The following is a 22332-nucleotide window of genomic DNA, read 5'->3' as shown; positions in this document are numbered from 1 at the left end:
ATGCTTAATTTTTAAGGGATGTTTAGTTCTGTTGGAACTGTTTTTAGTAAATCAGGTGTAATCAAAACTAATTTAATATTTTAACTTTCTATAAATAATTGAAACTATGAACGAAAAGAATAAAGCTATTGGTAACTACCGCTGGTCAATTTGTGGTTTGCTTTTTTTTGCAACTACCATCAACTACTTGGACAGGCAAGTTCTTTCTTTGACGTGGAGTGATTTTATTGCTCCTGAATTCCATTGGACCAATAACGATTATGGAAATATTACGGCATTATTTTCGATTTTTTATGCAGTATCTTTATTATTTGCAGGAAGATTTGTGGATTGGTTAGATACTAAAAAAGGATTTCTTTGGGCTATCGGAATATGGTCTATAGGAGCTTGTTTACATGCATTTTGCGGTATTGCAACCGCAGGGATAATAACGGGTGAATGGTTCGTTGGTTTTGAAGAAGCGAAAGAATTAATTCGCAATGTTAATGATACCGGAATGGTAATTAATGTGAGTGTTACCTTATTTATTTTTGCTCGTTTTGTTTTGGCTGTAGGTGAGGCTGGAAATTTCCCTGCCGCTATTAAAACAACAGCTGAATATTTCCCAAAAAAAGACAGAGCATTCTCTACAAGCATCTTTAATGCGGGTGCCACCGTTGGCGCATTAGCCGCGCCAATATCTATACCATTTATTGCAAAATCTTTTGGTTGGGAAATGGCGTTTATTATTATAGGAGCCTTAGGTTTTGTTTGGATGGGATTTTGGGTTTTTATGTATGATAAACCTGAAAACCATACAAAAGTTAGTTCTGCTGAACTAGAATATATCCAGCAAGATGATATTGCCGATAGTAAACTTGAAGGATACATGCCTGAAACGGCTACCAAAGTTTCTCTTATGGATTGTTTCAAGTATAAACAAACTTGGGCTTTCGCTTTTGGTAAGTTTATGACAGATGGTGTGTGGTGGTTTTTCTTATTCTGGACTCCTGCTTATTTAAGTTCGGTGTACGGAATGGATTCTACTGAAGCCGCTTTACCATTATTTGTTTTATACATGATTACCTTGCTTTCTATTATTGGAGGTTGGTTGCCAACTTATTTTGTGGAAAAAAAAGGAATGAATCCTTATGAAGGTAGAATGAGAGCCATGTTAATTTTTGCATTCTTTCCATTATTAGCATTAATTGCTCAACCCTTGGGGCATATTAGTTATTGGTTGCCAGTAATTATAATTGGTATTTCAGGTGCAGCTCATCAATCTTGGTCAGCAAATATCTTTACAACTGTTGGAGATATGTTCCCGAAAAAGGCAATCGCTACCATTACAGGTATTGGTGGTTTAGCTGGAGGTATTGGCTCTACTATGATCAACAAAGGTTCGGGACTGTTATTTGATTATACCAAAGAAACTAATATGGCTTTTATGGGCTTTCAAGGGATTGAAGCCGGGTACTTTATCATATTCTCTATTTGTGCGGTTTGTTACTTAACAGGTTGGATTGTAATGAAATCACTAGTTCCTAAATATGCTCCAATTACGGATTTGTAATATTTAGTTCATTATAAGCCGCTTTTTACTGATTGAAAACTTAGAGTACGCCATAACTGGTGCTATTCTGAGGTTTAAACCTATAATTTATATTTATTGAAAAGCGACTTGTTTTCAATTCACCTTAATGGATTGAAATAAAAAATTGAATCGCAATAATTTCCAATAAAACCATATTTACAGTAAAATAGAATCTCACAGAAACAAATTAAATTTAGATATATAAAGTAATTAATTTATTATATGGATCCAATTTTTATCATTTTAATAGGAACTTTGGTAGTTCTTTTTTGCATCATCGTATTAAAACTACATGCTGTTATTTCTTTGTTACTCGCAGCCTTAGTTACCGGTTTGTTGACTTCTTCAGACCTTATTTATGAATATGCGATTCATAAAGGAATGTCAATCCAAGATTCTCAGTCGTTGTCAAACGAGGGGATTGGAAAACGATTAGCGGACGCTTTTGGGAATACCAGTGGAAAAATAGGAATTTTAATCGCTTTAGGTTCTATTATTGGAGCTTGCTTAATGAAAAGTGGCGGTGCTGAACGCATTGTGCGCAGTTTCTTGGGATTATTTGGAAAGAAGAATGCTTCATTGGCTTTAATGTGCGGTAGTTTTTTATTGGCAATTCCAGTATTCTTTCAAACTGTTTTTTATCTGATGTTGCCTTTGATAAAAAGTTTAGGAATCCACAGTCCTAAAAAATACAGTCTTTATTTAATGATGGTTATTGCTGGTGGAGTTATGGCGCATTCCTTGGTTCCGCCAGCTGCAGGGCCATTGTTTGTTGCTCAAGCCTTAGGTATTGATACCGGAACCATGATTATGGGAGGGTTTATTGTTGGGATATTCACTAGTTTGTGTGGGTATGTTTATGCACTTTGGGCTAATAAAAGATGGAATTTACCGATGCGGGATACTCCAGATATCAGTATTGATGATCTGAAAACTTTAGCCGAAAAAGACAATTCAGAATTGCCAGGTTTATGGATTTCTGTTATGCCGGTCATACTGCCCTTAATTTTAATTACGGTCAATACTTTTTCTGAAATGTCAAGCAAAGTAGATCAGGCCAGTTTGAGTTCGTTTGAAAAGTACTGGAATTCGGCTTTTGCTATTTTAGGGGATCCTAATATTGCATTGGCAATTTCTGCAGCAATAGCGGTATTTTTATTATGGTCAAGGCTGAAGGATACTAAGAGTTTTCAAAAAGTAACCACCGAGTCTATAAGTAGTGCCGGAGTGATTATCCTGATAACCACTTCAGGAGGTGTGTTTGGTAAGATGCTGGAGCAGACAGGAATCGGAATTAGTTTAGGTGGTTTGGCGGCAAGTTATCAGATGGCTGTTTTGCCTTTAGCATTTTTTATAACGGCTGCAGTTCGAACGGTACAAGGTTCAGCAATGGTTGCGATGGTAACAGCTGCGGGAGTTATGAGTGGTATTAGTAGCACAGGTCTGGAATTTAATCCAGTTTATGTAGCCTTGGCTATAGGTTGTGGCTCCAAAATATTCACTTGGATGAATGACAGTGCTTTCTGGATTGTAACCGAAATGTGTGCGATGGAAGAAAAGGAAACGATTCGTCATTTTTCTTTTCTGTCAATGGTTATGGGATTTTCGGGTTTAATTCTAATTATGATTCTTTCAAAATTTTTACCTTTTATTTAAATGCAAGCAACAAATAACATAGTAATTAAAACTACTCCATTAGATAATGTGGGAATTGTGGCTAATACTCTTGGTTTAGCTGAAGGAACTTTACTTCAGGACGGAATAAAGCTGTTACAGTACATTCCATCGGGCCATAAGGTTGCATTATCCGATATAAATAAAGGTGGAGAAATTATTCGATACGGTCAAACTATTGGATATGCAAATAAATTAATTAAGCAAGGAGAATGGATAGAGGAGTCTAAAATGGACTTGCCGAATCCTCCTGATTTGCAATTTATTTCCTTATCAGAGAACAGTATTCCTGCTGTAGAACCTTTGGAAGGATATACTTTCGAAGGGTTTCGAAATTCAGACGGAAGTGTAGGAACCAAGAATGTTTTAGGGATCACCACCAGTGTTCAATGTGTGGCCGGTTTAACCGAACATCTGGTAAAGAAAATTAAACAAGAATTACTTCCCTTATATCCAAATGTAGATGATGTTGTAGCACTCAATCATTCTTATGGATGTGGTGTGGCTATCAATGCACCTGCAGCAATTGTTCCAATTAGGACCATTAAGAATATTGCAGCAAATCCAAATTTTGGAGGAGGAATAATGATTATAGGATTAGGATGTGAAAAATTAAGGCCTGAAAGCCTTTTGCCTAAAAACAATGACGATTCTGATGAAATTACCAGTATAACCTATATGCAAGATGAATCCTTTCATGGATTTAATGATATGGTGAAGGGAATTATGAAAAGTGCCGAAACCCATTTAAAAAGCTTAAACAAACGTAAAAGAGAAACTTGTCCTGCCTCAGATTTAGTGGTAGGAATGCAATGTGGAGGAAGTGATGCTTTTTCAGGTTTGACAGCTAATCCAGCTGCAGGGTTTGCTACAGATTTAATAGTTCGAGCGGGCGGAAGCGTTATGTTTTCCGAAGTAACCGAAGTTAGGGATGCCATTCATTTATTAGTCCCAAGAACAATTAATCCTACAGTGGGAAGAGCACTTTTGGATGAAATGAAATGGTATGATGATTACCTTTTGCAAGGTCAGGTAGATCGAAGTGCAAATACAACACCGGGTAACAAATTAGGTGGTTTGAGTACAATAGTAGAAAAAGCGTTGGGATCTATTGCAAAATCTGGGAAAAGTCCAATCGTGGATGTACTTGGACCTGGTGAAAAAATCCGTAAAAAAGGATTGTCTTTTGCTGCAACACCCGCCAGTGATTTTGTTTGTGGTACGCTGCAATTGGCATCAGGGATGAATATGCATGTGTTTATGACAGGTAGAGGAACACCTTATGGCTTGTCGATGGTTCCCGTTATTAAGGTGGGGTCAAATTCTAAATTAAGTCAAAGATGGTTTGATTTAATTGATTTGGATGCAGGACAGATTGCATCAGGTGAAAAAACAATTGAAGAAATGGGTTGGGAATTATTTTTCTTAATTCTGGATGTAGCCAGCGGAAAGAAAAAGGTTGCCTGCGATATATTAGGATTGCACAATGATTTGGTTTTGTTTAATCCAGGACCACTGACATAGAAATTGAATATAAATTTTTAAACATTATTTACAATGGAATTATCTTATACAAGAATTGAAAATGCATTACGTGATGGATTATTATCTTTTCCAATAACGGATATGGATGAAAATGGTCAGTTTAACGCAGTCACTTTTGCCGACAGATTGGAATGGTTTGTAAGCCATGAAGTTTCAGCTGTTTTTGTAGCAGGGGGGACAGGTGAATTTTTTTCCTTATCTAAGGAAGAATACAAACAAATCGTTGGCATAACTTCTAAAATTGTTAATGGAAGAGTACCAACTGTTTCAAGTGTTGGAAGAAGTATTCCCGAAGCCATAGAGTTTGCAAAAATAGCAGAAGAGGCCGGTATTGATGCTTTGCTTCTAATGCCACCTTATTTAACAGAATGCCCTCAAAGCGGAATAGTGGAGTATGCCAAAACGATAATGCAAAACACAGAATTACCGGTGATTTATTATAACCGTGGTAATGGGGTCTTGTCAGGCGAACAGATCAAAAAATTGGCAGATTTATGTCCAAATTTTATTGCTTTGAAAGACGGAACCGGAAACATAGAAGAATTAAATGTTACAATTAAATCAATAGGAAGCCGCTTAGTTTATATTGGAGGCGTACCAACCGCAGAAATTATTTCGGAAGCGTATCTGTCAATTGGGGTAAATACGTATTCTTCAGCAGTATTTAATTTTGTTCCAAAATTGGCAAATCATTTTTATAAATCACTTAGAGCGGGGGATACTGAAAAAGTCAACCGAATAATAAAAGAATTTTTTGTTCCTTTTATTCGCTTAAGAAGTAAAAATCAAGGGTATTCTGTGAGTTTGATTAAAGCAGGTTGTCAATTAATAGGCAAAAGTGCGGGAGATGTTCGTGCGCCATTAATCATGCCTTCAGCGGAGGAATTATTGGAACTTCAAAAAATTATTGATAAAGAAGAAGAACTTCTGAATTAATATAAAGTCTCTAAAAAAGCTAATTTTCTTTAACCGCTGCTATTTGCAGAAGTTAATAAATCCTATAAAAAAATACAAATGAATAATCTTGGAAAATTCTACGCAGTAAATCCAACCAACAATGAATTATTGGACGGAGAGTTTATAAATTCAACGGAAAGCCAGATTGATGCTGAGGTAGAAAAAGCTGTTAAAGCTTTTGATGTTTACAGAAAGAAAGATAAAGACAGTATCGCTAATTTCTTAGTGCGTATTGGTGAAGAAATTTTAAACCTTGGAGATGCTCTTTTAGAAAGATGTCATTTGGAAACTGCGTTGCCATTGGCAAGATTACAGGGTGAAAGAGGAAGAACTATTGGTCAATTAAATTTATTTGCTTCCGTTGTAAGAGAAGGTTCTTGGGTAGACGCTCGTGTTGATACGGCTATTCCGGACAGAGCTCCGTTACCTAAATCAGATATCCGACATATGTTATTGCCTTTGGGTCCTGTAGCAGTATTTGGAGCGAGTAATTTTCCTTTGGCATTTTCTGTAGCAGGAGGAGATACCGTATCCGCTTTGGCAGCAGGTTGTCCTGTTGTTGTAAAAGCGCATCCCGCACATCCTGGAACATCAGCGATGGTTGCCGGTGCTATAGAAAAAGCGATGAACGCTTGCGGAATGCCGGAAGGTGTTTTCTCATTAGTACAAGGAAATACTAATGAAGTAGGTGAGGCTTTAGTGAAACATTCAGGAATAAAAGCAGTTGGATTTACAGGTTCATTTAAAGGTGGAAAAGCATTATTTGATATTGCAAACACAAGATCAGAACCTATCCCTGTTTTTGCCGAAATGGGAAGTACAAATCCAGTTTTTATTTTGCCGGGAATCCTTAAAGAAAAAGCAGAAGCGATTGCAGCAGGAATGGCTGGGTCAATAACGCAAGGGGTTGGACAATTTTGTACGAACCCAGGCTTGACATTTGTTCAGCAATCGGATGCTGCCGATAAATTTATTGCGGACTTAATTTCTAAAATAAATGAAGTCCCTGCTTCAACAATGTTAACGGCGGGAATTAATGCAGCCTACGATAAAAAAATCAAAAGCACTTTGGAAATTGATACTATTGAAGTAATTGCTACTGGAAAATCAGTGGAGTCGCTAAATAGTGCCGAAGCAAGGATTTTTAAAACATCAATAGCAACGTTCTTTCAAAATCAGGAACTGGCAGAAGAGAATTTTGGTCCGTCAAACATAATTGTAGAAGCACAAACAAAAGAACAGATTCTGGATGCCGCCAGAAATCTTGAAGGACATCTTACGGCAACAATCCACGGAACTGATGCTGATTTTGTTGAATTCAGAGAATTATTTGATATCTTGGAATTAAAAGTAGGTAGGATTTTAATTAATGGCTATCCAACGGGTGTTGAGGTTTGTCATTCCATGGTGCACGGAGGGCCATATCCTGCTACTACAGCTTCCCAAACAACTTCAGTAGGTACAAATGCTATTAAGCGTTTTGCCAGACCAATATGTTATCAAGATTATCCAGATATGCTATTGCCTATTGCACTCAGAAATGGAAATCCCTTAAATATTTGGAGATTGGTAAATGGTAATTTAGAGAAATAAAATTTTTTTTAAAAAGGATAAAGCGAATGCTTTATCCTTTTTTTGTGTTCAAGAGAAATAAAATTTAAATGTTTAGTTGGTCCTGTTTTTTATGAAATAGGATAATTTTAAATAAAAAGGAATGGAGAATATAGATCTGAAATCAAAAATAATTCGTTGGGGTATAATTGGTTGTGGTAATGTCACTGAAATAAAAAGTGGGCCAGCGTATCAAAAAACTAAAGGGTTTGAGCTTTCAGCTGTAATGAGACGGGATGCGCTTAAAAGTGCGGATTATGCAAAAAGACATGGGATTGAGAAATCCTATTCAGATGCGGATAGTTTAATTAATGATCCTGAAATTGATGCAATTTATATCGCTACTCCTCCTGATTCTCATAAATTTTATGGACTTAAAGTGGCTCAGGCCGGAAAATTATGCTGTATTGAAAAACCAATGGCGCCAACTTATGAAGATAGTCTGATAATTTACAACGCATTTAAGGAAAAGGATATTCCTTTATTTGTGGCTTATTACAGACGTTCATTGCCAAGGTTCAATCAAGTAAAAAAGTGGCTTGATGCTAATGAGATAGGCGATGTTAGATACATTAGCTGGAATTTAAGCACGCCGGCATCTGATGTTGATTTGTCAGGGAATTACAATTGGAGAACAGATTCTAAAGTAGCACAAAGTGGCTATTTTGATGATTTAGCCAGTCATGGTTTAGACTTATTCGTGCACTTGTTGGGTACTATCAAAGATGTATCTGGTTTTACTGTTAATCAACAGGGATTGTATACTGCAAATGATGCAGTAACTGCTTGTTGGGTTCATGAATCCGGAATTACAGGGACAGGTAGTTGGAATTTTGGTTCCGGAATTCGGGAAGACCATGTTCAAATTATGGGCAGTAAAGGCAAAATAGAGTTTTCTGTATTTGATGAAAACCCAATTCGAATGACTACTAAACAGAGTCAAGTGGAATTAGTTATAAAACACCCAGAAAATGTTCAGCTTTATCACGTTGAAAATATGCGGGAACATTTGCTTGGAAATATGGAGCACCCTTCCAGTGGACAATCAGGATTACATACCAGTTGGATCATGGACAAAATTATCAGGAATATTTAATTTAACTTATTTATTAAGCTGGGTTTTATCATATAATTGTAAATAATTTCCTTTGAATTTTATCAAATGACACTAATTATGTCGTTTTTTTTACAGTTGTAACAATTTTTTTTATAAAAAATATATAAATTAATACAATTAAAAAGTATATTTGTGCAATCGATTACATAAACTATTTATTATGACAAACTTTTCTTTTAGATACGCCTCAAATCCAACTGACGTAAATAAATATGGAACAAACGAACTGAGAGAACAATTTTTAATTGAAAAGCTTTTCGTTGAAAATGAAATACAACTGACTTATTCTATGTATGATAGGTATATTGTTGGTGGTGTGATGCCAGTTGGTGGAAGTTTAAAATTAGAAACGATTCCGTATTTGAAATCTGAAAATTTTTTAGACAGAAGAGAATTAGGAATTATAAATGTAGGAGGAAGCGGAACGGTGACTGTTGACGGTGTGCAATATGATTTACAAAAAAAAGAAGCTTTATATGTAGGCCAAGGTTGTAAGGAAGTTATTTTTTCTGGAGCAAACGGGGAGCAACCTTTATTTTATATTAATTCGGCACCGGCCCATAAAAAATTTCCAAATAAAAAAATTGGAAGAGAAGATGCCGAAATCATTCAATTGGGAGAAGAAAAAACTGCCAATAGAAGAGTTTTAAACAAACTAATAGTAAATAGTATCGTTGAAACCTGTCAGTTGCAAATGGGGATTACGGAATTGTTACCGGGTAATGTTTGGAATACAATGCCGTCGCACACTCACAACAGACGTATGGAAGCTTATTTCTATTTTGATATAGAAGCGCCGCAGACTATTTGCCATTTTATGGGAGAACCTCAAAACACAAGACATATTTTCATGCAAAACCACCAAGCGGTTTTGTCTCCGGAGTGGTCCATACATTCTGGTGCAGGGACTTCAAATTATTCTTTTGTATGGGGAATGGCTGGAGAGAATTTAGATTATAGTGATATGGATATTTGTCCACCTAACGAATTAAGATAATTGACGATGAATTTATTTAACTTAAAAGGAAAAAGAGCACTCATAACTGGAGGAACTCATGGTTTGGGTTTGGCAATGGCTGAAGGATTAGCAATTGCTGGAGCAGAGCTTGTAATTACAGGGACGACTCCAAGTAAAATGGAAGAAGCGCTGGAGTATTATAAAAGCAAAGGATATACTGTTTCTGGATATTTATTTGATGTGACTGATGAAAAAGCGGCAGCAGAAAATATTGAATTAATTACTAAAGAATTAGGAGATATTCATATACTCGTTAACAACGCTGGAATTATTAAAAGGGAATTGGCAATAACAATGCCTGTTAACGATTTCAGAAAAGTAATTGATGTAGATTTAGTGGGGCCTTTTATCATGTCACAATTAGTTGCTAAGCAAATGATTGAGCGAAAAGAAGGTAAAATAATTAATATTTGCTCTATGATGAGTGAATTGGGAAGAAATAGTGTTTCTGCTTATGCTGCGGCAAAAGGAGGTTTGAAAATGCTTACCCGAAATTTAGCCACAGAATGGGCAAAATACAATGTGCAAGTAAATGGAATTGGTCCAGGATATTTTGCAACAACGCAAACGGAACCTATTCGAGTTGACGGGCATCCGTTTAATGATTTTATAATTAATAGAACACCAGCTGCACGTTGGGGTAATCCTGAAGATTTAGCAGGTACAGCCGTCTTTTTAGCATCAAAAGCCAGTGATTTTGTTAATGGACAAATTGTATATGTTGATGGTGGGATTTTAGCTACCATCGGAAAACCTTCAAATGAAAATTAATATTTAAGAAAATTATAATGAGCACAAAGTTTATAAACGATAATTTTTTATTAGAAAATAAATACGGGGAAGAATTATATCATAATTATTCTAAAAATCAGCCTATTATTGATTATCACAACCACTTATCGCCACAACATATTGCCGAAGATACCATTTTCGACAATATTACAAATGTGTGGATAAATGGAGATCATTACAAGTGGCGTGCGATGCGTACTCTGGGAATAAATGAACAATTTATCACAGGAAACGGTTCGGATAAAGATAAATTCATGAATTGGGCAAAAACGGTTCCGTATACAATGCGTAATCCATTGTACCATTGGACGCATCTAGAACTGGCGCGTTATTTTGATATTTATGATTTATTAAACGAAAAATCTGCTGAGAAAATATATCTTGAAGCTTCCGCCAAAATAAATTCGGCAGAATATAGCACTCAGAATTTGCTTCGAAAAGTAAATGCAGAATTTGTATGTACTACTGAAGATCCAATCGATACATTAGAATACCACCAACAACTGGTGAAAAGTTCTTTTAAAACTAAAGTTAGTACCGCTTTTAGACCAGATAAAGCTATTTTGATTTCAAATGATGGGTATAACGCTTACTTAGATACTTTAGGTGAAGTAGCCGGCGTTTCTATTAGTTCTTATGCTGATTTGTGTACGGCGTTACTAAACAGAATTGAATATTTTGATAAAAATGGATGCAAACTTTGTGACCATGGGTTGGACCAAATCTATTTTGAAAACTTTACAGAAAGTGAAGTAAATTCTATATTCAAGAAGAAAAGAGAAAATCAAGTAATTAGTAATGAGGAAGCTTTAAAGTTTCAAAGTGCTATTTTATTGTTTTTATGTGAAACCTACCATCAATATGGATGGGTTCAGCAGTTTCATTTAGGGGCACTAAGAAATAATAATGCACGTATGCATAGAATTTTAGGCCCTGATACAGGATGGGATTCTATTGGAGATTATCCACAGGCACAAAAATTATCAGGTTTTTTAAATGCTTTAGACAGTAAAGATAAATTGACAAAAACAATTATTTACAATCTGAACCCTGCTGATAATGAAGTTATGGCTACCATGATTGGAAATTTTAATGATGGAAGCGTAAAAGGGAAAGTACAATTTGGTTCTGGATGGTGGTTTTTAGACCAGAAAGACGGAATGACTAAACAATTGAACGCACTTTCTAACATGGGATTGATTAGTTGTTTTATTGGAATGCTAACGGATTCAAGAAGCTTCTTGTCTTTTCCAAGACATGAATATTTCAGACGTATTCTTTGTAATCTTTTAGGAGATGAAATTAAAAGAGGCGAACTTCCTAATGATATGGAGTGGATAGGTAAGATGGTTTCGGACATCAGTTATAACAATGCCAAAGAGTATTTCAAATTTTAATGCGTTAAATAACTATAAATTTCATCTGAATTATGACCCATATAGCAAAAAGTAATCTTTTTTTTAAAGAAGAAGAAACAGATTGGGAAGTTGTAGGTGAAGGTGTGCAACGTCAAATAGTAGGATTTGATGATCGGGTTATGATGGTCAATGTTAAATTTGATAAAGGAGCAATTGGTCCTTTGCATAATCATCATCACACTCAAGTTACTCATATTGCCGCCGGTAAATTTGAAGTAACTATTGAAGATGAAACCAGAATATTAAAAAAAGGTGATTCCTTTTATATTCCTTCTGATAAAATACACGGCGTTGTTTGCTTGGAAGAAGGGATGCTTATAGACGTTTTTAGTCCTATAAGAGAAGATTTTATGAAATAGACAAACATTTAATTTTATATATAATGAATAAAGTAGTCTCTTTTGGCGAAATAATGTTACGTCTTTCAACAGAAAGGCATTTGCGTTTTGAGCAAGCAAAAACATTTACAGCTTCCTATGGTGGAGGTGAATTTAATGTGGCTGTTTCTTTAGCTAATTATGGTGTAAATGCAGAGTTTGTAACAAGGCTTCCCAATAATGAAATTGGAACTTGCGCATTAAAAGAAATGCGAAAAATGAACGTAGAATCCAAAAATGTAATTTATGGAGGAGAACGTTTAGGAATCTATTTTCTGGAGACAGGTGCAGGGACCAGAGGAAGTAATGTAGTTTATGACCGTGCCCATAGTGCTATGGCAACCATTGAAAAAGGTGCTATTGATTGGGAAAAAGTATTAGAAGGTGCTACTTGGTTTCATTGGAGTGGTATTACGCCAGCCATATCGGAGAGTGCTGCTGAAGCCTGTCTAGAGGCAGTGAAAATAGCGCATAAATTAGGGATTCCTATCTCATGCGATTTAAATTACAGGTCTAAATTATGGCAATATGGTAAAACACCAAGTGAGGTGATGCCTGAGTTATTGAAATACAGTAATGTAATTTTAGGAGATATCGATACGGCTTATTTTATGTTAGGAATCGCTAAAGTGAATCCGAATTATCAAGATGAAAAAACACTTCCGGCTTTGTATACAAAGTTGTTTGAATTATGTCCAAACTTGAAAACAGTGGCAACTACATTGCGTTATTCTGTAAGTGCTTCTCACCAAAGAATTGGAGGTATTTTATTTGACGGTAAAACCATTTATAATGCAGCCGTAAAAGAAGTGACTCCTGTTGTAGACCGTGTAGGTAGTGGAGATGCCTTTATGGGTGGATTAATTTACGGCTTGTTAGAATATCCAAATAACGATCAAAGAGCGTTAGATTTTGCAGTTGCAGCTTGTTGTTTAAAACATACAATAGCAGGAGATTACAATTTAGTTACCTTAAAAGAAGTTGAAAATATGCTAGATGGTGATTCCGCCGGATTAGTTTCAAGATAAATAAAAAATTATGGCAAAATATTCAAGAATAGAAGTAGCAAGTGTAATGGCAGCAACAGGAATGGTTCCTTTGTTTTTTCATACCGATGTTGAACTAGGAAAAAAAATTGTAAAAGCCTGTTATGATGGTGGAGCACGTCTGATGGAATTTACCAGTAGAGGTGATTTTGCTTTTGAAATTTTTGGAGCGCTTAATAAATATGCATTAGCTGAATTACCGGGAATGATCTTGGGAGTTGGTTCTATAACGGATGCGGCAGCAGCTTCACTTTATATGCAATTAGGGGCTAACTTTATCGTTACTCCGGTTTTAAGGGAAGATATTGCGATTGCATGTAACCGTCGAAAAGTATTGTGGTCTCCGGGCTGTGGTACACTTACTGAAATTGCACGAGCAGAAGAATTGGGTTGTGAGATTGTAAAATTATTCCCAGGAGATATCTACGGACCCAATTTTATAAAAGCAATAAAAGGACCTTGTCCATGGACCAGCATCATGCCTACGGGTGGTGTTTCAACTTCGGAAGACAACTTAAAAGGTTGGTTTGACGCTGGCGTAACCTGTGTGGGAATTGGTTCCCAACTTATTTCCAATGAAATTTTGGCTAATAAGGATTATGACGGATTGAAGCTGAAAGTACAAGAAACCCTTGCTATAATAGCTAAAGTTAGAAAAAAATAAAAGAACAATTCGCTTCAAAGCTTGTTCAAAAACATAAATATAAACCGAATTATTTAAATATAAAATGGAAAAATTAAATAGAAAAAATTTAGGATTAGAAAAGAAGTTCCCAATAAAGGTAGTACAATTTGGGGAAGGTAATTTCTTAAGAGCTTTCGTTGATTATGCTTTTCAAAGACTAAATAAAGAAGTTGATTTTAATGCTGGAATTGCAATAGTTCAGCCATTGAAAGAGGGTATGGTAAACATGATTAATGACCAAGATGGTCTTTACACTTTGTTTATGAATGGAATCAAAAAAGGGGAGAAAATACAGGATATTGAGTTGATTACCAATATTGTAAAAGCTATAAATCCATATACTGATTTTGCAGATTATCTGGCTTTAGCCAAAGAAGATGAACTTCAATTTATTGTTTCAAACACCACTGAAGCTGGAATTGAATTTATTGAAAGTGATACTCCGGATATGCAACCACCGGTTTCATTTCCGGCAAAGCTGACTGTTTTATTATATGAAAGATTCAAACATTTCAAAGGAGATGCTGCTAAAGGATTGACGATTATTCCTTGTGAATTGATTGACTATAACTCTGAAACGCTGAAAAAAATTATTTTGCAATATTGCGATTTATGGGAATTAGACGCTTCATTCAAAACTTGGGCATCAGACGCGTGTACATACCACAGTACTTTGGTTGACAGAATTGTACCTGGATATCCAAGAGCTGAAATTGAAGAATACAATAGCAAATTAAATTATCAAGACAATTTAATTGTTGCAGCCGAGCCATTCTTCCTTTGGGCTATTGAAGGCGGCGATGCTTTAAAAGAAAAGTTGCCTTTTCATAAAACAGATTTAAATGTAAAAATTGTTGACGATATTCGACCTTTTAAAATGATAAAAGTTCGTATTTTAAACGGTGCGCATACAGCAATGGTTCCAGTTTCACTTTTGCACGGTAACAAATTAGTTATGGAAACCGTTAACGGAGATTTTACCGGAAAATTCGTCAACAGCATTATTGGTGAAATTAGTGAAACACTTGATATGGACAAAAATGAAATCATTGCCTATTCTGAAGAGGTAATGGACCGTTTTAAAAATCCGTTTATCAAACATGCACTGGCTGATATTGCTTTAAATTCTATCTCAAAATTCAAAGTAAGAGTTTTACCAAGTTTATTAGGATATTATAATGCGAATAAAAAATTGCCTACGAATTTGACTTTTTCATTAGCTTGTTTAATTCAGTTCTACAAAGGAACTTGGAATAACGAAGTATTGCCTGTAAAAGATTCTCCGGAGATAGTTGAAGCATTTAAAAATGCTTGGCAATTAGGAACTTTAGATTTGGTTGTAACTAAAATTTTAGCGAATACCGAATTCTGGGGTGAAGATTTAACAAAAATTAAAGGGCTATCAGAAGCTTTAGTGTTAGCTTTGAATGAAATGGAAAAAAATGGAGTTGAAAATGGGTTTGTTAACTTTAACAAACAATATGAAAATAAGTCAATTAGTATATAATTATGATCATGCAAAAAAAATTAATTAAAGTAAACCCTTCAGATAATGTCGCTGTAGCATTAGTTAATCTAGTGGCTGGCGAAGTTATCAACTTTGAAGGAGAAGATATCACTATCGAGACCGATGTGAAAATGAAACATAAAATTGCAATGTATCCTTTTGAAATAGGAGAAAAAATTATTATGTATGGTGTTTTAGTAGGTAAAGCAAGTGCGCCAATTGCAAAAGGTGGGCTTCTTTCTACTGAAAATGTAAAACACGAAAGCGCAAAAGTAATTGCTAAAACGGAATCTATCGGTTGGACTGTTCCTAATGTTGACAAATGGAAAGACAGAACTTTTGACGGATACCAAAGAACAGACGGACAAGTAGGAACGGAGAATGTTTGGTTATTCTTCCCATTGGTTTTTTGTGAAAACAGAAACATCGAAATCTTAAAAGGAATTTTCGAAAAAGAACTAACTAAACCTAAAGAAAACGATTACCAATTGTTGCTACGTTCTTTAGTAAATACTGAAAAAGGGGCTGAAGATGTTGTTACAAAATCAAACGAAGTAGATTTGTTTGAAAATATTGAAGTAAAATTCATCCAACATCAAGGTGGTTGTGGTGGAATTCGTCAGGATTCACACTCTTTGGCAAAACTTTTGGCTGGATACGTAAACAATCCAAACGTTGCTGGTGCTACTGTTTTGAGTTTAGGTTGTCAAAACTTGCAAATATCTATTTTCCAAGATGCGATGAAAGCCATTAATCCAAACAGTGATAAACCGGTTTTGATTTACGACCAACAACAGATTGGAACTATTGAAGATATGTTGAATACGGTTGTCAAAGACTCTTTCGCAGCTATCAAAGAAGCGAATAAAATTAAAAGAACTCCTACTCCATTATCAAAATTAAGAATTGGTTTAGAGTGTGGTGGTTCGGATGGATTCTCTGGAATTTCTGCTAATCCAACATTAGGTGTTTTATCGGATAACTTGGTTGCTTTAGGAGGAACAACAATTCTTTCTGAATTTCCGGAATTATGTGGTGTAGAACAAGAATTGGTAAACCGTTGTGTGGATGACAAAGACGGAAAACGTTTCTTGGAATTAATGCAATGGTATGAAAAAACCGTGGTTGATGCCGGTTCTGGATTTGATATGAATCCATCACCAGGTAACATTAAAGACGGTTTGATTACTGATGCCATGAAATCGGCAGGTGCTGCTAAAAAAGGAGGAACTTCCCCTATTGTAGGTGTTTACGATTATGGAGAATATATCAATGAACCAGGTTTTACATTGTTATGTACCCCTGGAAATGACGTAGAATGTACAACGGCAATGGTAGGTTCCGGAGCGAATATGGTATTGTTTACAACAGGTTTAGGAACTCCGACAGGAAATCCAATTGCGCCAGTTGTAAAAATATCTTCTAACACTCAATTAGCACAAAAAATGTCTGATATTATCGATATTGACACTGGTGGAATTATCACAGGTGAAAAATCAATTAATGAAATGGCAGATGAAATGCTGGAATTTATTATAAATGTAGCAAGTGGTACTATTAAAACCAAAGCAGCTATTTTAAATCAGAATGATTTTATTCCTTGGAAAAGAGGGGTTTCTTTGTAAAAGAGGAATTAATTTTTAATATAAAAAAAAGTGTGAAGTTTATAGCTTCACACTTTTTTTATGACATTTAAAGAACGTGTCTCAAGGATGATTTTCTAATGTGTAATTCTGGGTTTAACACTACCTTTTTTTCTATTTTAAATTTTTCGGTACTGTTTATTTGTTCCAAGAATACTTTTGCTGCCATCTTACCCATTTCCATAGGCGATTGATCGACTGATGATATAGAAAGTTCCATGAATTTTGTAAAAGGTTCGTTACCGAAACCAAAAACACAAAAGTCCTCTGGGATTCTTATCCCTTGTTCTTTTAGTTCCTGGATGGCTCCCAAAGCTGCAAAATCACTCGAAGAGAATATGGCATTTGGCGGATTTTTTAACTTTAATAATTTTTCTACAGCCTGTCTTCCTGCTTCAACACTACTTTTTGTTTGAATTATATAATCCTCATTGTATTCGAAACCACTATCAAGTAAGGCTTGTTTGTATCCGTTATTTCGATTTTCGTAAATTTCTAAAGATTGGTCACCTGTTAAATGTGCAATTTTAGTACATCCCTCTCCGATAAGGTGTTTAGTGGCCAAATACGCTCCTTCAAAATCGTTTATTGTAACAGAACTTACACCATCGATATTTTTCTTTCTGTCAAAAAAGATCAATGGTACATTTTTTTCGATAACTCTTTTGATAATGGAATTGTTCTCTTTAGAAACATTGGAAGCAGACATTAAAATACCATCCACTTGTGCATTTAATAATGTGTTTATATTTTCGATTTCCCTTTTCTCATTTTCATGTGTTTGACATATAATAACATGATACCCTTCAGGTTGTAATTCATCTTCAATTCCTCTAATAACAGAAGCAAAAAAATTACTGTCGATACGTGGTACAATGACACCGATATTACCACTTTTGCCACTTTGTAGGGCTAAGGCCAGCTTGTTTTGTTTGTAATTCATTTGAGCCGCTGTTTCTAAAACTAGTTTACGAGTGCTGGCACTTATTTTAGGATTATTATTTAAAGCCCGAGATACCGTAGCGGCAGTTGTATCAAGTTTTTTCGCAATGTCGTAAATTGTTGTTTTTTTATTCACAATGAATTAATGTTTGTTAAGATTAGCAAAATTAATGTTTTTTTATGTCTGTTTTTGTTTAATGTTATCGATTGCATAAATTTTTAACAATTACTCGAATTTGTAGCTGTTTTAATAAAGAACTAATAGCAATAATGTGGTTTTAAAGCAATAATTTTATAATAAGTGTATTAATAAGTGTTTTTTTTTATAAGAATACTATTTTAATTGATTTTATTTTGGTTAATTGGAAATTAATATTTACGTTTGTGTAATCGATTGCACGACGTGATTTTTTTCAATAAAAGAATAAGATTAATTTAAAAAATTTAATAAAATCAAATGGTAAGAAATTTTTTTTTTACAAGAAACAACTTCTTTCTTGTTTTGTTTTCAATATTTTTTCTTTCCTGTGGAGTAAAGCAGCAACAATCTATTGTGGGTGAAAATCCATGGAAAACGATGCGGCATATAATTGATGGTGTAAAGGAGCCTTCTTTTCGTAATAAAACATATGTAATAACTGATTTTGGAGCGCAAGCGGGAGGTGTTTTTGATAATACGCAAGCATTTAAAAAAGCTATTCGAATTTGTACTGAAAATGGCGGAGGGAAAGTTTTAGTACCGTCTGGGAAGTATCTAACCGGTCCTATACATTTAGAAAATAATGTAAATCTTCATTTACAAGAAGGTGCTGAAATCTTATTTAGTACTAATACCGCGGATTATCCCATTGTTCATACCTCATGGGAAGGAACAGAATTAATGAATTATTCGCCATTAATATACGCTTACAAGAAAACTAATGTAGCGATAACCGGAAAAGGAATATTGAATGGTCAGGCAAACAACGATAAATGGTTGTGGTGGTGCGGAAGTAAAAGATATGGTTGGAAAGAAGGAATGCCAAGTCAAGGCGATCCTGCCAATAGAGTGAGATTAGTAGCTATGGCTGAAGAAGGAGTTCCTGTTTCCGAGCGAGTTTTTGGAGAAGGACATTATTTGAGACCAAATTTTATAGAGTTTTTTGAATGTACCAATATGCTTTTAAAAGAGGTGAAAATTATTAATGCTCCATTTTGGGTAATACATCCCATGAAGTCTACCAATGTTATTGTAGACGGGGTTACGGTTGAAAGTCATGGCCCTAATAATGACGGTTGCGATCCAGAATATTCTAAAAATGTCATTATAAAAAATTGTACGTTCAATACAGGGGATGATTGCATCGCCATTAAGTCTGGAAGAGATGCTGATGGTAGACGAGTGGCTATTCCAAGTGAAAATATAATTGTTCAAAATTGCAAAATGATTGATGGTCATGGAGGCGTTGTTATGGGGAGTGAAATATCTGCGGGTGTAAGAAATGTCTTTGTAGAAAATTGTGTTATGGATAGCCCAAATTTAGATAGAGCAATCAGAATAAAATCAAATTCTAAAAGAGGGGGTTTGATTGAAAACGTGTACGTGAGAAATTTAGACATTGGCCAAGTGAAAGAGTCTGTGTTGATAATAGATATGTTTTATAATGTATATGGAAGTCAGTCGGGAAATTTTATTCCTCGAGTGCACAATGTATTTCTTGAAAACATAAAGGTAAAAGATGGTGGGAAGTATGGTATTTTGGCCAAAGGCTATAAAGAAGCTCCTATTAAAAATGTGGTATTTAAAAACGTAAAGATTGAGAAGGTTGGCAAGGCTTATTCTATTGAAAATGTAGAAGGGCTCCAATTAATCGATACTTATGTTAATGGGACGCTTGTAGAGAGCCCAAAATAAAATAGATCCACAACTAACATAATAAAATGAGTTTGGTTTAATTTTTTTGTTTTTTTATTAGGGGCTTGATTGGTTGTCAAGCTCCTTTTTTTAATAATGAAGAAATTTAATTTTTTATTACAATAAGCGAATAATTCTAATACAACATAAAAATGAAAATAATAAAAAGCATTGCCGCGTCATTATTGATATGTCAATTTTCCTGTAAGCCACAAGAGAAGCAATTGGCAACAACAGCTAAGACTTATGCCGAAATTTCTGTAAAAGAAGGAGGCAAATGGGAAGGGCGTAAATATGTTGGTGGTACTTATAAAAATGTTCAACGTTTAAAGCTTGCTCCGGAACATACCGATCATTCTTTCGATATTCGATATGAAGGGCCAGGTTGGGAAAGTAATAAAATAGGGTATCGCTTGTATCTCGATTGGAGAAATGCAATTGATATTTTTGGAAAAAAAACCGAAGCAATTGTTTTGCCAAATGTGGGCCAGGATAATTTTGATTCCTATCATGAAATGAGTGATTGGGGTGCTGATATTCTAAAAGCAGGAAAAGGAATTGGAGTAGGTTCTATCGATAGGTATCTTAACAAAGAGAGATTACACTTTTATGCAGTAGATTCCACAATCGCCAAAGTAAAAAATAAACCAAATAGTTCTAGTGTTAAGGTGCAGTATTATGGTTGGAAAACAGCTTCGGATAAAATTGATTTCACATCCGAATTAACCATTAATCCTGACCAGCGCTACACCAAACATACCATTCATCCATCAAAAGAAATAGCAGGAATTTGTACGGGAATCGTAAAACAAAAAAACACTGAATTATTTAAAAAAGTAAGTAAAAACAAAAAATGGGCTTACTTGGCGACTTATGGAGCCCAATCTTTGGTGCCCGATAAATTAGGAATGGCAATTTTTTATCAAACCAATTCTATAGAAAATTTAGTTGATGCGGAATTTGATTATCTTTTAGTTTTTAAACCTACAACAAAACCGACTTCGTTTTATTTCTTAGGGGCTTGGGAACAAGAACCAAATGGAATTAAAACTAAAGAAGCCTTTTTATCTTATTTAGATCAAAAATTGGCAGTATTGAATGATAAGAGTAAAATATAATTTAAATGGAAAGCGACACTAATAAAATGAGACAATTACTAAATTGGATACGCGATAAAAATCTGTTTTTAATTAATTATCCTAGCTTACAGCGACTAATTTTAATTGGAAACAGCAAACTGAGACCTGAAACTTTCCTCCAGTTTCGGGAGGATTCATCATTGTTTTTTAGAAACGGATTTTTATCGTGTATCTTACTGGTAGGATTGGTCTTTGTGAGTTGTAAAACTAGTGCACAAGAGCAAGTGAAAACTCTTGCGCCAAAAAAAGAAATGGCAATTCCAGTTACATTAAAATGGTCAGAGCGAATGGCATTGTCAATAATGAAACGCCATCCTAAAGCATGGCAGATTGATAATCATGAAAAGCCAAAATGGGATTATAAAATTGGCATGATTTTGACTGGTTATGAAAAATTATACACTAAAACCAAAAATCCAAAATATTTCGATTATATCAAAGAATATGCCGATGAATTGATTGATAGTAACGGATCTTTTCAAGATTTTAACCCCCAAGATCATAATATTGATTTTATTAATGCAGGGAAAATACTTTTTAATCTGTATAATAAAACACAAAATCAGAAGTATTTAACAGCATTAAAAACACTGAGAAGACAATTTGACGATCATCCTAGAACTCCATCCGGTGGTTTTTGGCATAAAAAAATCTACCCAAACCAAATGTGGTTAGACGGCTTGTATATGGGAGAGCCATTTTATGCAAGATATACTGTTGCGTTTGAAAAAGGGGAGAAATTGAATGATGTTGCGCATCAGTTTGAATTGCTGCACGATCGTACATTTGATAAAAAAACAGGCTTATTTTTTCATGCTTGGGATGAAAGTAAGCAAATGGCTTGGGCAAATAATGAAACAGGAACGGCACCTCATATTTGGTTAAGAGCGCTTGGCTGGTATGCAATGGCATTAGTTGATGTGTTGGATTACTTTCCAAAAGAGCATCCAAAACATAAAGAATTAGTAAGGTACTTAAATGAGTTTGCACTAGCGGCAAGCAAGTTTCAGGATAAGTCAGGATTGTGGTATCAGGTTCCAAATTTGGCAACTAAAAAAGGAAATTATTTAGAAGCGTCAGGTTCGTCTATGCTTACTTATGCTTTGGCAAAAGGGGTAAACAAAGGCTATTTACCTTCAAAATTTAAAGGCGTAGCCAATAAAGCTTTTAATGGATTGACAAAAAAACTCATAAAAGTTGATGCTGATGGGGAAATACATATTACTCAAGTTTGTGCAAGTGCAGGACTTGGAGGAAATCCTTATAGAGATGGTTCTTATGAATATTATATCAGCGAGAAGATAAAAGTGGACAATTCTCATGGTTTAGGCTCATTCCTTTTAGCTGCAATTGAACTTGATAAATAAAAGTCATTTTTGAAAAATAATTCTAAC

The 22332-nt window shown here is 34.9% G+C and carries 18 protein-coding genes; 17 read left to right on the top strand and 1 reads right to left on the bottom strand.

Annotated features, from left to right (window positions below; all coding sequences use genetic code 11):
- Window positions 1-106: 106 nt before the first annotated feature.
- The 14 genes from ACNQGG_RS10180 to ACNQGG_RS10115 all read left to right on the top strand — a co-directional run bounded on the left by ACNQGG_RS10180 (window position 107) and on the right by ACNQGG_RS10115 (window position 16945).
- The gene (locus tag ACNQGG_RS10180) at window positions 107-1552 is read left to right on the top strand and encodes an MFS transporter (protein WP_417963628.1); all 1446 of its coding nucleotides are present in this window, start codon (window positions 107-109) and stop codon (window positions 1550-1552) included.
- Between the two features lie 243 nt (window positions 1553-1795).
- Entirely contained in the window at window positions 1796-3229 is a 1434-nt protein-coding gene (locus tag ACNQGG_RS10175) for a GntP family permease (protein WP_417963626.1), read from the top strand.
- Complete coding sequence (garD, locus tag ACNQGG_RS10170) at window positions 3230-4771, top strand: galactarate dehydratase (RefSeq protein WP_417963624.1); 1542 nt, start codon at window positions 3230-3232, stop codon at window positions 4769-4771.
- Between the two features lie 33 nt (window positions 4772-4804).
- The gene (locus tag ACNQGG_RS10165) at window positions 4805-5728 is read left to right on the top strand and encodes a 5-dehydro-4-deoxyglucarate dehydratase (RefSeq protein ID WP_417963622.1); all 924 of its coding nucleotides are present in this window, start codon (window positions 4805-4807) and stop codon (window positions 5726-5728) included.
- Between the two features lie 78 nt (window positions 5729-5806).
- Window positions 5807-7342: an aldehyde dehydrogenase (NADP(+)) gene (locus ACNQGG_RS10160; RefSeq protein WP_417963620.1), complete on the top strand. Its 1536-nt coding sequence runs from the start codon at window positions 5807-5809 to the stop codon at window positions 7340-7342.
- A 121-nt stretch (window positions 7343-7463) separates the two neighbouring features.
- A complete protein-coding gene (locus ACNQGG_RS10155; protein WP_417963618.1) occupies window positions 7464-8456 on the top strand; it encodes a Gfo/Idh/MocA family protein in 993 nt (330 codons plus the stop codon).
- Between the two features lie 181 nt (window positions 8457-8637).
- Window positions 8638-9474, top strand: coding sequence for a 5-dehydro-4-deoxy-D-glucuronate isomerase (gene kduI / locus ACNQGG_RS10150; RefSeq protein ID WP_416858640.1), 837 nt, complete (start codon window positions 8638-8640; stop codon window positions 9472-9474).
- A gap of 6 nt (window positions 9475-9480) precedes the next feature.
- On the top strand, window positions 9481-10266 hold the full coding sequence (locus ACNQGG_RS10145) for a gluconate 5-dehydrogenase (RefSeq protein WP_417963615.1): 786 nt from the start codon (window positions 9481-9483) through the stop codon (window positions 10264-10266).
- A 17-nt stretch (window positions 10267-10283) separates the two neighbouring features.
- Window positions 10284-11684 carry a glucuronate isomerase gene (gene uxaC, locus ACNQGG_RS10140; RefSeq protein ID WP_417963613.1) on the top strand — a complete coding sequence of 467 codons (1401 nt, stop codon included), beginning with the start codon at window positions 10284-10286 and terminating at the stop codon, window positions 11682-11684.
- Window positions 11685-11716: 32 nt separating this feature from the next.
- Window positions 11717-12064, top strand: coding sequence for a cupin domain-containing protein (locus ACNQGG_RS10135; RefSeq protein ID WP_417963611.1), 348 nt, complete (start codon window positions 11717-11719; stop codon window positions 12062-12064).
- A gap of 23 nt (window positions 12065-12087) precedes the next feature.
- Window positions 12088-13110: a PfkB family carbohydrate kinase gene (locus ACNQGG_RS10130; RefSeq protein WP_417963609.1), complete on the top strand. Its 1023-nt coding sequence runs from the start codon at window positions 12088-12090 to the stop codon at window positions 13108-13110.
- 10 nt (window positions 13111-13120) lie between these two features.
- Window positions 13121-13792 carry a bifunctional 4-hydroxy-2-oxoglutarate aldolase/2-dehydro-3-deoxy-phosphogluconate aldolase gene (locus tag ACNQGG_RS10125; RefSeq protein WP_417963607.1) on the top strand — a complete coding sequence of 224 codons (672 nt, stop codon included), beginning with the start codon at window positions 13121-13123 and terminating at the stop codon, window positions 13790-13792.
- Window positions 13793-13856: 64 nt separating this feature from the next.
- Complete coding sequence (locus tag ACNQGG_RS10120) at window positions 13857-15320, top strand: tagaturonate reductase (protein WP_417963605.1); 1464 nt, start codon at window positions 13857-13859, stop codon at window positions 15318-15320.
- 8 nt (window positions 15321-15328) lie between these two features.
- The gene (locus ACNQGG_RS10115) at window positions 15329-16945 is read left to right on the top strand and encodes a UxaA family hydrolase (RefSeq protein ID WP_417963604.1); all 1617 of its coding nucleotides are present in this window, start codon (window positions 15329-15331) and stop codon (window positions 16943-16945) included.
- A 67-nt stretch (window positions 16946-17012) separates the two neighbouring features.
- Here the strand turns inward: ACNQGG_RS10115 and ACNQGG_RS10110 are convergent, their stop codons facing one another.
- Window positions 17013-18041 (bottom strand): LacI family DNA-binding transcriptional regulator, encoded by a 1029-nt coding sequence (locus tag ACNQGG_RS10110; RefSeq protein ID WP_417963602.1) that lies wholly within the window; start codon window positions 18039-18041, stop codon window positions 17013-17015.
- Window positions 18042-18362: 321 nt separating this feature from the next.
- Here ACNQGG_RS10110 and ACNQGG_RS10105 point away from each other — a divergent pair, with 321 nt between their 5' ends.
- The 3 genes from ACNQGG_RS10105 to ACNQGG_RS10095 all read left to right on the top strand — a co-directional run bounded on the left by ACNQGG_RS10105 (window position 18363) and on the right by ACNQGG_RS10095 (window position 22305).
- Window positions 18363-19799: a glycoside hydrolase family 28 protein gene (locus ACNQGG_RS10105; RefSeq protein WP_417963600.1), complete on the top strand. Its 1437-nt coding sequence runs from the start codon at window positions 18363-18365 to the stop codon at window positions 19797-19799.
- 152 nt (window positions 19800-19951) lie between these two features.
- A complete protein-coding gene (locus ACNQGG_RS10100) occupies window positions 19952-20917 on the top strand; it encodes a DUF4861 family protein (protein WP_417963598.1) in 966 nt (321 codons plus the stop codon).
- Between the two features lie 5 nt (window positions 20918-20922).
- Window positions 20923-22305 carry a glycoside hydrolase family 88/105 protein gene (locus tag ACNQGG_RS10095; RefSeq protein ID WP_417963596.1) on the top strand — a complete coding sequence of 461 codons (1383 nt, stop codon included), beginning with the start codon at window positions 20923-20925 and terminating at the stop codon, window positions 22303-22305.
- Window positions 22306-22332 lie beyond the last annotated feature (27 nt).

This window comes from Flavobacterium esculini, assembly GCF_048284325.1.
Lineage (GTDB): Bacteria > Bacteroidota > Bacteroidia > Flavobacteriales > Flavobacteriaceae > Flavobacterium.
This window is presented reverse-complemented; position numbering and strand designations above follow the sequence as displayed.

Excerpts from the sequence above, each read along its gene's own strand:
- ACNQGG_RS10180 (WP_417963628.1), top strand. The coding sequence starts at position 107 with ATGAACGAAAAGAATAAAGCTATTGGTAACTACCGCTGGTCAATTTGT.
- ACNQGG_RS10175 (WP_417963626.1), top strand. The coding sequence starts at position 1,796 with ATGGATCCAATTTTTATCATTTTAATAGGAACTTTGGTAGTTCTTTTT.
- garD (WP_417963624.1), top strand. The coding sequence starts at position 3,230 with ATGCAAGCAACAAATAACATAGTAATTAAAACTACTCCATTAGATAAT.
- ACNQGG_RS10165 (WP_417963622.1), top strand. The coding sequence starts at position 4,805 with ATGGAATTATCTTATACAAGAATTGAAAATGCATTACGTGATGGATTA.
- ACNQGG_RS10160 (WP_417963620.1), top strand. The coding sequence starts at position 5,807 with ATGAATAATCTTGGAAAATTCTACGCAGTAAATCCAACCAACAATGAA.
- ACNQGG_RS10155 (WP_417963618.1), top strand. The coding sequence starts at position 7,464 with ATGGAGAATATAGATCTGAAATCAAAAATAATTCGTTGGGGTATAATT.
- kduI (WP_416858640.1), top strand. The coding sequence starts at position 8,638 with ATGACAAACTTTTCTTTTAGATACGCCTCAAATCCAACTGACGTAAAT.
- ACNQGG_RS10145 (WP_417963615.1), top strand. The coding sequence starts at position 9,481 with ATGAATTTATTTAACTTAAAAGGAAAAAGAGCACTCATAACTGGAGGA.
- uxaC (WP_417963613.1), top strand. The coding sequence starts at position 10,284 with ATGAGCACAAAGTTTATAAACGATAATTTTTTATTAGAAAATAAATAC.
- ACNQGG_RS10135 (WP_417963611.1), top strand. The coding sequence starts at position 11,717 with ATGACCCATATAGCAAAAAGTAATCTTTTTTTTAAAGAAGAAGAAACA.
- ACNQGG_RS10130 (WP_417963609.1), top strand. The coding sequence starts at position 12,088 with ATGAATAAAGTAGTCTCTTTTGGCGAAATAATGTTACGTCTTTCAACA.
- ACNQGG_RS10125 (WP_417963607.1), top strand. The coding sequence starts at position 13,121 with ATGGCAAAATATTCAAGAATAGAAGTAGCAAGTGTAATGGCAGCAACA.
- ACNQGG_RS10120 (WP_417963605.1), top strand. The coding sequence starts at position 13,857 with ATGGAAAAATTAAATAGAAAAAATTTAGGATTAGAAAAGAAGTTCCCA.
- ACNQGG_RS10115 (WP_417963604.1), top strand. The coding sequence starts at position 15,329 with ATGCAAAAAAAATTAATTAAAGTAAACCCTTCAGATAATGTCGCTGTA.
- ACNQGG_RS10105 (WP_417963600.1), top strand. The coding sequence starts at position 18,363 with ATGGTAAGAAATTTTTTTTTTACAAGAAACAACTTCTTTCTTGTTTTG.
- ACNQGG_RS10100 (WP_417963598.1), top strand. The coding sequence starts at position 19,952 with ATGAAAATAATAAAAAGCATTGCCGCGTCATTATTGATATGTCAATTT.
- ACNQGG_RS10095 (WP_417963596.1), top strand. The coding sequence starts at position 20,923 with ATGGAAAGCGACACTAATAAAATGAGACAATTACTAAATTGGATACGC.